This window comes from uncultured Jatrophihabitans sp. (genome assembly GCF_964252635.1).
Lineage (GTDB): Bacteria > Actinomycetota > Actinomycetes > Mycobacteriales > Jatrophihabitantaceae > Jatrophihabitans.
This window is the reverse complement of record NZ_CAXUNP010000001.1, coordinates 177,089-191,536: the sequence shown is the minus strand read 5'-3', so window position 1 is coordinate 191,536 and position 14,448 is coordinate 177,089. Positions and strand designations below refer to the sequence as shown.

General features: G+C 71.9%; 13 protein-coding genes and 1 pseudogene. 12 read left to right on the top strand and 2 right to left on the bottom strand.

Translation table 11 applies throughout. From position 1 onward, the window contains the following. The first annotated feature begins 78 nt into the window (after window positions 1–78). From ACFFCA_RS00890 to mdh, 9 genes and pseudogenes are all read left to right on the top strand, one after another. Complete coding sequence (locus tag ACFFCA_RS00890) at window positions 79–1,065, top strand: hypothetical protein (protein WP_375481022.1); 987 nt, start codon at window positions 79–81, stop codon at window positions 1,063–1,065. 82 nt (window positions 1,066–1,147) lie between these two features. After that, window positions 1,148–1,552: pseudogene (locus tag ACFFCA_RS00885) on the top strand (DUF5336 domain-containing protein); the annotation flags it as partial. Between the two features lie 41 nt (window positions 1,553–1,593). After that, on the top strand, window positions 1,594–2,331 hold the full coding sequence (locus ACFFCA_RS00880; RefSeq protein ID WP_375481048.1) for a hypothetical protein: 738 nt from the start codon (window positions 1,594–1,596) through the stop codon (window positions 2,329–2,331). A 90-nt stretch (window positions 2,332–2,421) separates the two neighbouring features. Beyond that, on the top strand, window positions 2,422–3,846 hold the full coding sequence (locus tag ACFFCA_RS00875; RefSeq protein WP_375481021.1) for a DUF6350 family protein: 1,425 nt from the start codon (window positions 2,422–2,424) through the stop codon (window positions 3,844–3,846). A gap of 64 nt (window positions 3,847–3,910) precedes the next feature. Further along, window positions 3,911–4,414, top strand: a complete 504-nt coding sequence (gene purN / locus ACFFCA_RS00870) for a phosphoribosylglycinamide formyltransferase (RefSeq protein ID WP_375481020.1) — start codon at window positions 3,911–3,913, stop codon at window positions 4,412–4,414. Then, window positions 4,414–5,979, top strand: coding sequence for a bifunctional phosphoribosylaminoimidazolecarboxamide formyltransferase/IMP cyclohydrolase (purH, locus tag ACFFCA_RS00865; protein WP_375481019.1), 1,566 nt, complete (start codon window positions 4,414–4,416; stop codon window positions 5,977–5,979). The genes purN and purH overlap by 1 nt, the downstream gene beginning before the upstream one ends. 134 nt (window positions 5,980–6,113) lie before the next feature. After that, entirely contained in the window at window positions 6,114–6,968 is an 855-nt protein-coding gene (locus tag ACFFCA_RS00860) for a bifunctional methylenetetrahydrofolate dehydrogenase/methenyltetrahydrofolate cyclohydrolase (RefSeq protein ID WP_375481018.1), read from the top strand. A gap of 3 nt (window positions 6,969–6,971) precedes the next feature. Continuing rightward, a complete protein-coding gene (locus ACFFCA_RS00855) occupies window positions 6,972–7,259 on the top strand; it encodes a DUF3017 domain-containing protein (protein WP_375481017.1) in 288 nt (95 codons plus the stop codon). A gap of 68 nt (window positions 7,260–7,327) precedes the next feature. After that, window positions 7,328–8,287, top strand: coding sequence for a malate dehydrogenase (gene mdh, locus ACFFCA_RS00850; RefSeq protein WP_375481016.1), 960 nt, complete (start codon window positions 7,328–7,330; stop codon window positions 8,285–8,287). Between the two features lie 87 nt (window positions 8,288–8,374). Here the strand turns inward: mdh and ACFFCA_RS00845 are convergent, their stop codons facing one another. After that, a complete protein-coding gene (locus tag ACFFCA_RS00845) occupies window positions 8,375–9,037 on the bottom strand; it encodes a TetR family transcriptional regulator (RefSeq protein ID WP_375481015.1) in 663 nt (220 codons plus the stop codon). A gap of 88 nt (window positions 9,038–9,125) precedes the next feature. Here ACFFCA_RS00845 and ACFFCA_RS00840 point away from each other — a divergent pair, with 88 nt between their 5' ends. After that, window positions 9,126–11,057 carry an MFS transporter gene (locus ACFFCA_RS00840; protein ID WP_375481014.1) on the top strand — a complete coding sequence of 644 codons (1,932 nt, stop codon included), beginning with the start codon at window positions 9,126–9,128 and terminating at the stop codon, window positions 11,055–11,057. Window positions 11,058–11,116: 59 nt separating this feature from the next. On the opposite strand, the gene ACFFCA_RS00835 is transcribed toward ACFFCA_RS00840, so the two are convergent. Next, window positions 11,117–11,989 (bottom strand): DUF559 domain-containing protein, encoded by an 873-nt coding sequence (locus tag ACFFCA_RS00835; RefSeq protein WP_375481013.1) that lies wholly within the window; start codon window positions 11,987–11,989, stop codon window positions 11,117–11,119. A 215-nt stretch (window positions 11,990–12,204) separates the two neighbouring features. Between ACFFCA_RS00835 and ACFFCA_RS00830 the strand changes: the two genes are divergently transcribed. Together ACFFCA_RS00830 and ACFFCA_RS00825 are read left to right on the top strand one after the other, a co-directional pair. After that, window positions 12,205–13,077: an alpha/beta fold hydrolase gene (locus tag ACFFCA_RS00830; protein ID WP_375481012.1), complete on the top strand. Its 873-nt coding sequence runs from the start codon at window positions 12,205–12,207 to the stop codon at window positions 13,075–13,077. A gap of 9 nt (window positions 13,078–13,086) precedes the next feature. Next, window positions 13,087–14,418, top strand: coding sequence for a hemolysin family protein (locus ACFFCA_RS00825; RefSeq protein ID WP_375481011.1), 1,332 nt, complete (start codon window positions 13,087–13,089; stop codon window positions 14,416–14,418). The last annotated feature ends 30 nt before the right edge of the window (window positions 14,419–14,448 follow it).

Below are 14,448 nucleotides of genomic sequence, written 5' to 3'. Positions count from 1 at the left end.
TCCCCGGTGTTGGACTCAGGCCGCGCTAGGGTACTCCGACACGATCACGTGGATGCACCGACGAGAGGTAGATGCTCGATGACCGGTTACGGTCCCCCCGGCTCACCGCCGCCGCCCGGTGGTGGCTACGGCCCGCCCCAGGGTGGTGGGTACGGTCCGCCGCCCGGTGGTGGCTACGGCCCGCCCCAGGGTGGTGGGTACGGTCCGCCGCCCGGTGGTGGCTACGGCCCGCCCCAGGGTGGTGGGTACGGCGGTCCGGGTGGTTACGGCGCACCGGCCGGCCGCCAGGGCGTCGACCTGGCCTCGGTCAACCCGCTGGACTGGGCGGCCATCGGCGCGGGAGTGATCGCGCTGATCTTCTCCTTCTTCAGCTTCTACTCCTACTCGCCGAAGGGGCAGCAGGCCGACCTCGCCTGCAAGAACCCGGTCAGCCAGCAGGCGAAGGACGCCTGCGACGGCATCGACAACAGTGCCTGGCACGGCTTCTTCGGCTGGTTCGGCGTCCTGCTCGCGCTCATCGCGGCGATCGTCGTGGCGGTCGCGGTCTTCGCGCCCCAGTTGTCGTTCCCCGTGCCCGCCCGCACCATCGCCCTCGGCCTCTACGTGCTCGGTTTCCTGTTCGTCCTGATCGCGCTGTTCGTGATCCCGGACGGGGACTACGAGGGCAACACCATCAAGTCGGACGCCAGCACCGTCGACGCCGGGCACTCGTTCTCCTACTGGATCGTCCTCGTCCTGGTCGTCGTCGGCGCGGTCGTCACCTTCCTGTCCTTCCAGCGCAACGGCGGCAGCCTGTCGGACCCGTTCGGGTCGCACTCCGGCAGGTCGGGGTCGCACCACGGCGGCTACGGGCAGCCCGGCTACGGCTCGCCCCAGGGTCCGCCCCCCGGCTACGGGCAGGCTCCGGGCGGCTACGGCCCGCCGCAGGGTCCGCCCTCCGGGTACGGGCAGCAAGGCCCGCCGCCCGGGTACGGGCAGCAAGGCCCGCCGCCCGGGTACGGGCAGCAAGGCCCGCCGCCCGGGTACGGGCAGCAAGGGCCGCCTCCCGGGTACCGGCAGCAGTAACACAGACCCGACCCGCGCCCGGCCCCGTTACGGTCGGTGCACCCGTTGACCTGGTCGACCCCCACACGAGATTGGTGAGTACATGTCCGACTACGGCCCTCCGCGCGGACCCTCCGGCCCGCCCGGGTCCTCCGGACCACAGTCCGGGGGCCGCCCGGCGTCCTCCGCGAGCCGCGAACAGCAGACCACCTACCTGGCCTACGCCGCCGCTGTCCTGGGCGTCCTGGGCTTCATCTGGGGCTTCCTCGACTGGCTGACGGTCAGCGGCGTCGGCGGCGACCGCTCGAACTCAGGGTTCGAGTCGCTCGGGGCCGCGAGCGTTGGTCTCATCCTCGTCGCCGGCCTGTTGGCGGGTGTGGCGGCCTTCGAGAAGAAAGACCTCACCCTGGCGCCGGCAGCCGTGGCCGTGGCGGCGGTGCTGGTCACCCTCGGGGTGCTGGTCAACCACGGTGACGGCATCGATGCCGGCATCGGCCTCATCCTGGCGTTCATCACGGCGATCGTGCAGGCCGCGGCCCTGATCGCGGCGTGGCTGATGACGACCGGGAAACTGGGTGCCTTCGGTGGCGGCTCGTCGAGCTCGTCGAACCAGTGGCAGCAGGGTGGACCGGGCCAGCAGGGCGGGCCGGGCCAGTTCGGCCCTCCCCAGGGACCGCCGCCCGGGTACGGCCCGCCGTCGTCGCAGTCGGGTCCGGGGCAGTCGGGTCCGTCGTACGGTCCGCCTTCGGGATCGTCGGGTTACGGCGCGCCGGGTCAGGACGCACCGTCGTACGGTTCGCCGTCCTCGCAGGCCGGCTCCTACGGGCCGCCGCCGTCCTACGGGTCGCCGCAGCAGGATGCGCCGTCCTACGGGTCGCCGCACAGGATGCGCCGTCCTACGGGTCGCCGCAGCAGGATGCGCCGTCGTACGGGTCGCCGCAGCAGGATGCGCCGTCGTACGGGTCGCCGCAGCAGGACGCGCCGTCCTACGGGTCGCCGCAGCAGGACGCGCCGTCCTACGGTGCGCCGCAGCAGGACGCGCCGTCCTACGGTGCGTCGCGACTGGACGCCGAGCCCTCGTCGTCGGCGCCCGAGCCCCCGTCCGCCGAGCCCCCGTCCGCCGAGCCGCCGTCGTCCGATGACGACAACTCCCGCACCACGGTGTTGCCCCGCTACAACCCGGACGACGCCGCCACCCAGCAGAACCCCATCTTCCCGCCGCCCGGCTCGGGGGAGCAGCAGGGTGGCCGCCACGGCGAGCAGGAGCCGCCGAACTACGGGCGGTAGCCACCGCGCCCGGTACTTCCGGGTCATCGACAACGGCGGGGTCCGGCGCGTCTGCGCCGGATCCCGCCTCCGTCTTGCCAACCTGGACGGATGCCCGCCGGCCCCTCTGACGACGACACGCGCCGCAGCGTCGTCCCCCCGGCGGCGGCCCGGTCGCTGTGGGTCTCGGCCGTCTGGACGGGCGCGGGCGCCGCACTGGTCGCGGCGGTCGTCGCGATCGTGTCCGTGGCGATCTGCTGGCTGCCCGCCGCGGGCCAGGCCGGTAGTGCCGGCTCGGCGATCCGCGCCGGACTGATCACCTTCCTCGCCGCCACCCGCGGCGGGATCACCGTCGACGGGGTCGACTCCGCCTTCCTGCCTCTCGGGCTCACCGTCGCGCTCGGCGTGATCGCCTGGCGAGCCGGCTGCGGACTGGCCGACGCCGCTGACGACCTCGCCGAGTACGACCCCGTGCGCCTGATCCGGGCCGGGCTGCTGCAGGCGGCCGCCTTCGCGGCCACCTGCGCGGTGCTGGCGGTCGTGTCGTCGCTCGGGACGAGCAGCGTTCCGCCCGTCGGCGCCTTCCTCGGCGGGTTCGTGCTCTTCGCGATCACCGGCGGGGCCGCCCTACTCCGGTACTCCCCGTTGCGGGAGGCGTGGGCCGAGACCCGTCCGGCGTGGCTGCTGCCCGCGACCCGCGTCGTGGTCGCCGTGCTCGCCGTGTACCTCGCGGCCGGAGCGCTGCTCGTCGTCGGCTCCCTGATCGTCCACCATGCCGAGGTCGAGCAGCTGTCGCACCAGGTCGGCGGTGGCTGGTCCGGCATCCCGGTGCTGCTGCTCGGCCTGTTGGCGGCGCCGAACGCCGCGATCGCCGGGGCCGCGTACCTCGCCGGGCCCGGGTTCGCGGTGGGCGACGGCACCACCGTCGCGCTCGGCTCGACGCCACGCGGGACCCTGCCGTCCTTCCCCGTCCTGGGCGCGGTCCCGCACGGACCGGCGGGCTGGATCGGCTGGCTGCTGGCCGTCCTCACCGGGCTCGCGGCCGGCGCCTACGCGTCGGCGCTGGCCCGCCGCTGCCCGGACCCGTGGCGCACTCTCGGCCGGGCGTCCCTGGGCATCGCGTTCGCCGGGGTCGTCCTGGCCTGGCAGGGCGGCGGGGCCATCGGCAGCGGCCGGTTGCACGCCGTCGGTGCGTCCCCATGGCAGTTCGGACTGGCACTCGGAGCGGTCTCCGGGCTCGCGGCGGCGGCCGTGCTCGGCCTGCAGCTCGTCGGCGACTCGCTGCGCACCCGCGAGGCCGAGGACCCCGACCACATCCCGCTGGCGGCGGCCGGAGCCCGAGTGTCGGATGCGGTGGGCAACGCCGTCACCCACGTGTCGGCGCGGGCGACCGATGTCGTGTCCGGGGCCGCCTCGGCCGTGGTCGCCGTCGTCCGCCGTGACTCCGACCCGGACAGCGACACCGACGGTGAGCACGGCATCAACACCGACAGCGAGCACGTGGACGGCGGCAAGGGCGGCAAGCTCGCCGGGTAGGGTCGGCGAAGTGCCGGCTCGCCTCGTCGTCCTCGCGTCGGGCAGTGGCACCACGGTCCAGGCCGTGTTGGACGATCCGGTGCTGCGACCGCTCGTGGTCGCCGTCGGATCCGACAAGCCGGCGGCGCAGGCCCTGCAGCGCGCCGAACGCGCCGGCGCCGCCACGTTCGCGGTGCCACCGGCCGAGCACACCGACCGGGCGACCTGGAACCGCGCGCTGGAGCAGGCGATTGCCGGGTACGAGCCCGACCTCCTCGTGCTGGCCGGGTTCATGCGCATCCTGGATGCCGACGTCGTGCGCCGGTTCCGGGTCGTCAACACCCACCCGGCGCTGCTGCCCGCCTTCCCCGGAGCGCACGCGCTGCGCGACGCGCTGGCCGCCGGCGTGCGCGAGACGGGCGTGACCGTCCACTGGGTCGACGAGGGCATCGACACCGGCCCGATCATCGCCCAGGTCCGCGTCGGCGTCCGTCCCGACGACGACGAGCAGACCCTGCGCGCGCGCGTCCAGGCGGCCGAGAAGCCGCTCTACCTCGAGACCCTGCACACCCTCGTCAAGGAGTATTAGTGACATCGATCGCCGTCCGCCGGGCGCTCATCAGCGTCTACGACAAGACCGGCCTGGACGAGCTGGCCCGCGGCCTGCACGAGGCCGGCGTCGAGATCGTGTCGACCGGGTCGACCGCCGCGCGCATCCGCGACGCCGGTGTCCCGGTCGTTGCCGTCGACGAGGTCACCGGCTTCCCGGAGATCCTCGGCGGACGGGTCAAGACCCTGCACCCGCACGTGCACGCCGGCCTGCTCGCCGACCAGAACGACCCGTCGCACGTCGAGACGATCTCCGACCTCGGCATCGACTCGTTCCAGCTCCTGATCGCCAACCTGTACCCGTTCGCGGCCACCGTGGCGAGCGGCGCCGGCGAGGCCGACGTCATTGAGCAAATCGACATCGGCGGTCCGGCGATGGTGCGGGCCAGTGCCAAGAACCACGGCTCGATCGCGGTGGTCACCGACCCGGCGCGGTACGACGAGGTCCTCGCCGCGGTGCGGGCCGGCGGCTTCGACCTTCCCGCGCGGCGCCGCCTCGCCCTCGCCGCCTTCCGGCACACCGCGGCCTACGACATCGGGGTCGCCTCCTGGCTCGGCTCGGCGGTGAGCCCGGACGACGACGTCGACGGCACGCCCAGCGGGTTCCCCGGCTGGGTAGCGGCGGAGTACGAACGGGCCGCGGTGTTGCGCTACGGCGAGAACCCGCACCAGAAAGCGGCGTTGTACATCGACCCGGCGGGCGACACCGGGATCGCGCACGCCGAGCAGCTCTCGGGCGCGGCGATGAGCTACAACAACTACGTCGACGCCGACGCGGCCTGGCGGGCCGCCTACGACTTCGCCGAGCCCTGCGTGGCGATCATCAAGCACGCGAACCCGTGCGGCATCGCCCTCGGCACCGACATCGCCGACGCGCACGCCAAGGCCCATGCCTGCGACCCGTCCAGCGCCTACGGCGGCGTCATCGCGGCCAACGGTCCGGTCTCGTTCCAGCTCGCCGAACAGATCGCCAAGGTCCTGACCGAGGTGATCATCGCGCCGTCCTACGAGCCGGACGCGCTCGAGCGACTCGCCAAGCGCAAGAACACCCGGCTGCTTGTCGCCAAGCCGAGCACCGCGGCCCTGGAGCGCCGGCCGATCTCGGGTGGGCTGCTGCTGCAGACGGTCGACACCATCGACGCGCCCGGCGACGACCCGAACAGTTGGACGTTGCGGGCCGGCGACGCCCTCGACGACGAGACGCTCGCCGATCTCGTCTTCGCCTGGCGGGCGGTGCGGGCCGTGAAGTCGAACGCCATCCTGCTGGCGTCCGGGCGGGCCACCGTTGGGGTCGGCATGGGGCAGGTCAACCGGGTGGACTCGTGCCGGCTCGCGGTCGCGCGTGCGGGGGAGCGCGCGCGCGGCAGTGTCGCCGCGTCGGACGCGTTCTTCCCGTTCAACGACGGCCCGCAGGTGTTGCTCGACGCCGGCGTCCGCGCGATCGTCGAGCCCGGCGGGTCGATCCGCGACGACGAGACGATCGCGGCCTGCGCCGAGGCAGGCGTGGCCCTGTATTTCACCGGGACGAGGCACTTCGCGCACTGACCCCGAGTCGCGCGTGGCGGGTTGTCCGGCGACGGCCGCGTGCTGTCCGTCGGAGGTACACCTACCGGCCCGTGTCGCGTGATCAAGCCGACCCGCGCCACGGTCGACGGCTCGGCGGCTGGCACTATGTCGGCGTGGGCGCGACCATCCTCGACGGCAAGGCAACCCTTGCCGCGATCAAGACCGAGCTGACGGCACGGGTGCAGGCCCTTGCCGAGCACGGCGTCCGTCCCGGGCTCGGGACCGTGCTCGTCGGCGACGACCCGGGCAGCACCTGGTACGTCAACGCGAAGCACAAGGACTGCGCCGAGATCGGCGTGGCCAGCATCCGTCGTGACCTGCCGGCCGGCACCAGCCAGGCCCAGGTCGAGGCGGTGGTGGCCGAGCTCAACGCCGACGAGGCGTGCACCGCGTTCCTCGTCCAGCAACCCACCGGGCTCGACGAATTCGCGATCCTGTCGGCCGTCGATCCGGTCAAGGACGTCGACGGGCTGCACCCGACCAACCTCGGGTCGCTGGTGCTCGGCCGGCCCGCGCCGCTGCCGTGCACGCCCACCGGGATCATCGAGCTGTTGCGCCGCTACGACGTGCCCATCGCCGGTGCCGACGTGGTCGTCGTCGGCCGCGGGCTCACCGTCGGCCGGCCGCTGGGGCTCATGCTGAGCCGCCGGTCCGAGAACGCCACCGTGACCCTGTGCCACACCGGGACGACCGACCTCGCCGCCCACGTGCGCCGGGCCGACATCGTGGTGGCGGCCGCCGGGTCGCCGTCGTTGATCACCGCTGACATGGTCAAGCCCGGGGCTGCGGTGCTCGACGCGGGCGTCAGCAGGGTCGACGGCAAGATCGCGGGCGACGTGGCGCCCGACGTCGTCGACGTCGCCGGCTACCTGAGCCCGAACCCGGGCGGCGTCGGCCCGATGACGCGCGCCATGCTGCTGTCCAACGTGGTCGAGGCCGCGGAGCGCCAGCTCGCCGCCCGGTCCTGATCAGTGACGGTCGTCGGACGCACCTGGCGCTGGGTCCGTGAGCAGCTCGCCTTCCTCATCGTCCTGGCCGGACTGGCCGCCGGTTTCTGTTACCTGGTGGCCGAGCCGGACCACCCGGTCCGCGGCACGCTCGCGATCTCCGTCGTCGCGCTGGGTGCGGCGGTGCTGCGCCTGGTCCTGCCGGGCGCGGCCGTCGGCATGCTGGCGGTCCGCGGCCGTTGGATCGACACCGCCTGCTTTCTCGTGTTCGGTGGCCTGATTCTCGCCACCGACATCCGCCTCCGGCACTGACCGGCGGGTGGCCTAACCTCGGCCCCAGACATCACCGAAGCGACACCCCTGACACGAGGAGAATACGCATGTCCGACCGCCACGGGAAGGTCACCGTCGTCGGGGCCGGTTTCTACGGATCCACCACGGCCCAGCGCCTGGCCGAGTACGACGTGTTCGAGACCGTCGTGCTCACCGACATCGTCGAGGGCAAGCCCGAGGGCCTCGCCCTGGACCTCAACCAGTCGCGCTCGATCGAGGGCTTCGAGACCAAGGTCGTCGGCGCCACCACCACCCCCGAGGGCGGCGGCTACGAGGCCACGGCCGGGTCGGACGTCGTGGTCGTCACCGCCGGGCTGCCGCGCAAGCCCGGCATGAGCCGCATGGACCTGCTCGAGGTCAACGCGGGCATCGTGCGTGGCGTCGCCGAGAACATCGCGAAGCACTCGCCCAACGCCGTCATCATCATCGTGTCGAACCCGCTCGACGAGATGACCGCCCTGGCGCAGCAGGCCTCCGGATTTCCTAAGAACCGGGTGTTCGGCCAGGCCGGCGTGCTCGACACCGCGCGCTTCACCCACAACGTGGCCGAGACGCTCGGCGTCCCGGTCTCGTCGGTGCAGACGCTGACCCTCGGCTCGCACGGCGACACCATGGTGCCGGTGCCCTCGGCGTGCTTCGTCGACGGCAAGCCGCTGGCCGACGTGATGGACGCCGACAAGATCGAGGAGCTCGTCACCCGCACCCGCAACGGCGGTGCCGAGGTCGTCGCGCTGCTGAAGACCGGTTCGGCGTACTACGCTCCGTCGGCGGCCGCCGCGCGCATGGCTCGCGCCGTCATCACCGACTCCGGCGAGGTCATCCCGGTCTGCGCGTGGGTCGACGGCGAGTACGGCATCGACGGTGTCTACCTCGGCGTCGAGGCCGAGATCGGCGCCGGGGGCGTCAAGCGGATCGTCGAGCGCGACCTCACGGAGTCCGAGCTCGCCGGGCTCAAGGAGGCCGCCGAGGCCGTGCGCGCCAAGCAGTCCGACGTCTCCGGCCTCTGACCGCCCGACCCTGCCGATCGACAGCGCGACACCGTCGCAGGACGACTGTGTCGCGCTGTTGATCGTCGAGGGTGGCGCGCGTCGAGCTCAGTCCCGGCGCGCGCCGACGAGGCGCAGGCTGGCCTCGACGTAGCGCTCGGCCAGCTGCGGCCCGGACATGCCGCCCCGGTCCGCGTGATACCACTCGCTGGTACGGCTGCACATGTCCAGGATCATCACGGCGCTGCGCGTCGCGGCGTCCTGACCGCCGACGAGGTGGAACGTCCCGTCGGCGTCCCCGTCCAGGAGCAGCGCGGCCAGCCGCCGGCGCAGTCCCCGGCGCCGCTCGATGATCTCCTCGCGCCGCTCCGGGGACAGGTAGGTGTACTCGCGCCGGACGAGCTGCGAGAGCTGCGGGCTGTCCAGATGCGCCAGCACGTACGCCCGGACGAACGCCGCCAGCTGGGCCCGCCGCGTCGGTCCGGCGGCTGCCGCCGACGCCGCCAGGCGGCGGTCCAGACTCTCGTGCCCGTGGCAGACGAGGATGTAAAGGACGTCGTCCTTCGAGGCGAAATGCTTGTAGAACGCGCCGGGCGTCAGCCCGCACGCACCGGTGATGTCGCGGATCGACGTGCCGCCGGCCCCGCGCTGGTGGAACAGCGCGGCCGACATCGCCAGCACACGACGGGCGGCGTGGCTCAGCGACGCGAAGTCCTCGGCGATGGCGAACGTCTGCTCGAAGTGCGCCGCGCCGGATTGCGGCTCGGTCACAGTGTTTGACCCGTCCCTCCCACTGTTGTAAACAGTCGTTTACAAGCGTGAACTAGACCACACAGAGGTGGAAATGTCGTCAAGCACGATGTCCGCGCCGGGATCGCAGTCAGCAGCGAACGCCCGGCCGTTACGGCGCACCGAACTCGGCGCGTATCCGAGCGGGGGCCGCCGCTACCTGTGTCTGGGCATCGTCGTGCTCGCCACGATCGTCCTGTACTACCAGTTCTATCTGGCCGGTGCGGTCGCCGCGGGTACCGGCGGCAAGAACGGCATCCTGGTCGACTACAACATGTCGTTCGTCTACTACGTGAACATCGCCGTGGTCGGCTACATCCTCGGTGCGGTCGCGTCGTTCGTGTCCGGCTTCGCCGACAAGGTCGGCCGCGTCAACATCATCACCGGCGGCCTGATCGTGGTCGCGCTGCTGTGCCTGGTCGGCATCCCGCTGGCCGACAGCAAGGTCGGTTTCGCGCTCGTCTTCGGCGCGATCGGTCTCGTCGAGGGCATCATCCTGGTCGCCACGCCGGCGCTGATCCGCGACTTCAGCCCGCAGCTGGGTCGCGCGTCGGCGATGGGTTTCTGGACGCTCGGCCCGGTGGTCGGGTCGCTGGTCGTGTCCATCCAGGTCAGCAGCACGAGCACCTCGACGCCGTGGCACAACCAGTACGTCGCCGCGGGCATCGTCGGGCTCGTCGTCGCCGCCCTGTCGTTCCTGTTCCTGCGCGAGCTGTCGCCGCAGCTGCGCGACCAGGTCATGGTCAGCGCGAGCGAGCGTGCGCTGGTCGAGGCCCGCGCCGCCGGCATCAACGTCGAGGAGGCGTTGAAGAAGCCGTTCCGGCAGATGCTCAAGCCCGACATCGTGCTGTCCGCCTTCGCGATCAGCGTGTTCCTGATCATCTACTACATCGCGGTCGGGTTCTTCCCGGTCTACTTCCAGACGATCTTCGGCTACTCGCAGGACAAGGCCAACGCCCTCGGCAACTGGATCTGGGCCTTCGACGCCGGCGCGCTGCTCGTCATCGGTTACCTGTCGGACAAGATCCGGGTGCGCAAGCCGTTCATGGTCGTCGGCGCCATCGGGGCGATCGTCATGACCGTCATCTTCGCGACCCGGGCCACCCACCCCGAGACCAGCTACACCTCGTTCGTGATCATCTTGAGCCTGTTGGCGGTCTTCCTCGGCGTCGCCTACGCGCCCTGGATGGCGAGCTTCACCGAGACGGTCGAGAAGCGGAACCCGGCGCTGACGGCCACCGGCCTCGCAGTGTGGGGTCTGGTGATCCGCATCGTCATCGCGGTGTCGGTCTTCATCGTCCCGCACATCGTCACGACGGTCTCGACGCTGGTCGAGAAGGGCCCGGTTGCTCAGGGTCTCGCTGCCAAGTACTCGGCCGAGCTCGCCACCGCGGCCAAGGTCGACCCCGCCACGCAGGCCGCGCTCACCAAGAACCCCGGCGACCAGTCCGCGGGCGTGAAGGCGCTCAGCGAGATCACCGGCATCAAGCAGTCCGACGTCGCCACCGTTGCCGTCCTGTCGGCCACCCAGGGGCCGGCGCTGCAGGCGGCGCAGGCGCTGGACTCGAAGACTGCCGCGGCGCTGCTCGCCAACCCCAACGACACGGCGGCAGCGGCCACGGCGGTCGGTGAGATCACGACGAAGCTCAAGATCAGCCAGTCCGAGGCCGTCACACGGCTGCAGGCTCTCGGCAAGATCCCGACGGCTCAGCTGCTGCTCGTGTCCCAGGACGGTCCGAAGATCCAGGCCGCGACGGCGCAGTTGACCGCGCTCGGCAAGATCCCGGCGTCCGACACCAAGATCCTGAAGCAGGCGCAGAAGGCGGCGCACGACTCGCCGAAGCAGTGGCGCAACTACTACTGGATCGCGGTGGGCGGCGAGGTCGTGTTCATCCCGCTGATCTTCCTGCTCACTGGCGCGTGGAGCCCCAAGCGGGCCAAGCGCGAGGAGCAGGAGCACGAGGCGATGGTGCAGGCCGAGCTGGCCAAGCTGCGCGGGTAGCCATTCGGCCACGTTGTGCGAAGACTTCACCGCGCCGGCCGCGGTGAAGTCTTCGCACGTCATGCCGCGAGTCGTTGGATCATCGCGACCACGTAGCCCGGGCGTTGGGTGAGGTCGGCCCAGGTGAAGCGCAGCACGGTCCAGCCCAGGCTGACCAGCGCATTCTGTCGGCTGCGGTCGCGCCGGAACCGGTCGACATCGACGTGGTGGGCCATGCCGTCCACCTCGATGGCCAGGCGTTGCGCGGGGAACGCCACGTCGACGACGGCCACCAACTCCCCGTTGGACCACACCCGGTGGTTGGGTCGCCAACCGGTCACGCCTGCGCGTCGTAACAGCCGGTGCAGGATTCGCTCGGACTCGGCGGCCGCGCCGTCCCGGAGCTGCGCTGCGAGGCGCCGGAGCTGAGCATTGCCGGGTGTTCGTGGGCTGCCGTCCAGGCGACGACATAGCGCCTCGGGCCGTACCCACCCACGCTGGAGGGCCCGGTCCGCGAGCCTCTCGGCGTCGGTCGGGGGCAGGGTCGCCATGAGGTCGAGGACGGTGCAGCTCCGCGACGTCAGCGGTAGATCGTCGCGATTGCGTACGTCAGCAGGGTGCAACCGCCGGTGGTGCACGACGACACCCGTGGGGCTGACGACGCGGCGGTGCGCAGGGACCGCGACGTGCACGGCTGGACCCGCATCGGTCACGCCCCAGAGCTGTCCGGCAGTGCCGAGGCACAGCACTCCGCGCGTGGCCAGCACGGCGGTCCAGAGCTTGGCCTGGAAGGTCCACGGTGCACCGCCGACAAGGTAGACACCTCGCGCAACGCGCACCAGCGCGCCCGCACGCGCCATCCGGTCGACGCGGTCGTCCGACAGGCCGAGGTCGCGGAGCTGGCGGCGCTGCACGACACCGCTCTGCACCGCCGCCAGCGTCCGCCAGGTCACCGGCTCGATCGTGGTGCAGGCCGTGCACGGTCGTGCCGTTGTCCACAGCATCGGATCGAGTGGAGGTTTCTCCTCGCTCTGCGCGGCAAACTCTGCGCCGAATCCGGGGTGGTCCTGTGGTGACGGTCACTGAGACGTAGAGTTACAGCAAGATTGCGGCCAGGCTGCGGGGATGGATCCCAGCGCCGGGCCGACGGCAGAAGGTGGACGCACAGATGCTGGTGTGTGAACGGCACGGCGCGGGCGAACCGCTCGTCCTGGTGCACGGCGTGACGCACCGCCGGCAGGCCTGGTACCCGGTGCTCGACCGGCTCACCGACCACCGCGAGGTCATCCTCGTGGACCTGCCCGGCCACGGCCAGTCGCCCGACCTCGAGCTCGCGGGCCGCACCGTCGAGGAGACGCTGCGCGCCGAGTTCAAGGCCTTCCTCGCCGACCAGGGCCTCGACCGCCCGCACGTGGCCGGCAACTCCCTCGGTGGGCTCATCGCGCTGGGCGCCGGCGCCGAGGGCGACGCGCGCAGCGTCACCGCCTTGTCGCCCGCAGGTTTCTGGGAGAACGCCCGCCAGTTCGCCTACACCCGCCAGATCTTCGAACGCGCTCGCGCCATGACGGGTCGGCTGGGGACACGGGCCGAGTACGTCGCCCAGACTCGCGCCGGCCGCAAGCTCATGTACGGCATGCTCACCGCGCACCCGGCCCGGGTGTCACCGGACCAGGCGCGCGGCGACATCCGAGGGTTCATGCGGGCGCGGCCCGCGTTGTCGGTGCTGCTCGAAGCGGCTACCCCGTTCGAGCGTGATATCGCGCTCGACGTCCCGGTCACGATCGCGTGGGCGGCCCGTGACCTCGTGCTGCCGCCGTGGCAGGCGCAGGTGGCCCGTCGACGGTTGCCGTTCGCCGACCACCGCATGCTCGGGGGTGTCGGGCACGTCCCGATGACCGACAACCCGACGCTCGTCGCCGATGTCCTGCTCGCCGGGAGCGCCCCGTCAGCCGACATCGCGCCGCTGCTGCCGGCACGCAGGGGCCGGCCGACGGGTTCACGGCCGCTGACGCGGTCCGCAGCAGGGGCCGCGTCCGCCTAGACTCGGCGTGTGGCCGGGCAGACGCTGCTGTACATCGGCATCGTCCTGGTGCTGATCCTCATCGAGGGCGTCTTCGTCGCGGCCGAGATCGCGCTGGTGTCGCTGCGGGAGAGCCAGGTCCGCGCGCTCGGTGAGTCCGGCCGCGCCGGTGCGGCGGTCGCCAAGCTCGTCTCCGACCCGAACCGCTTCCTGGCCGCGGTGCAGATCGGCGTCACGTCGACCGCGCTGCTGTCCAGCGCGTTCGGGGCGGTCACGCTGTCCGACACCGCGGCCGATGCCCTTGACCGGCACGGGGTCAGCCACGGGCTGGCCAGCGTCATCGGGGTCGTCGGCGTCACGTTGATCATCTCGTTCGTGACGCTCGTGCTCGGCGAGCTGGCCCCCAAGCGGCTCGGGCTGCAACGGGCCGAGAAGGCGGCCGCGTTCTTCGCGCCGCCGCTGAGCCGGGTGGCCACCGCCCTGCGCCCGATCATCTGGCTGCTGTCACGCTCGACCAACGGCGTCGTCCGGCTGCTCGGCGGCGACCCGAACGCCGGGCGCGAACCGATCAGCGACGACGAGCTGCGCGGGCTGGTTGCGGCCCACGAGTCGTTGTCCAGCGACGAGCGCACGCTCATCGACGACGTCTTCGCCGCCGGCGGCCGCTCGATCGACGAGGTCATGGTGCCGCGCACCGAGGTCACGTTCCTGGACGGGTCGCTGACGGTCAGCAGGGCGGCGCGGGTGGCCGCCGACTCGCCGCACTCGCGCTACCCGGTCACCGGGCGCGGCCACGACGACGTCGTCGGGTTCGTGCACATCCGCGACCTGCTGCTGCCGTCGTTGCGTCACGACCCCGACCGCACCATCGCCAGCGTGGCCCGCGACGTGAAGAGCATGCCGGGCAGCAAGCGGGTGCTGGCGGCGCTGTCCGAGATGCGCGACGAGGGCCATCACATGGCGATCGTGGTCGACGAGTACGGCGGCACCGACGGCGTCGTCACCCTGGAGGACCTCATCGAGGAGGTCATCGGCGACATCCGCGACGAGTACGACGCCGACGAGATCGCGTCGTCCCGTCTCGCCGGGGGCGAGGTCGAGGTGGACGGCCGGCTGAACCTGGACGAGGTCAGCGAGGTGTCCGGCGTCTCGCTGCCGGACGGGCCCTACTCGACACTGGGCGGGTACGTGATGGCGTCGCTCGGCCGGCTGCCCCGCACCGGCGACACCGTCGAGTACGACGGCGCACGCCTGACGGTGGTGCGCATCGAGGGGCGCCGGGTGGCGCGCGTCCGCCTGACCCCGCCGCCCCAGCCGGACGGGGACGACACGGCGGCCGCCGGTGCCGCCCGGGCCAGCTGAAGCGGCTACGTCGAGAGTGGAAGAATCGGT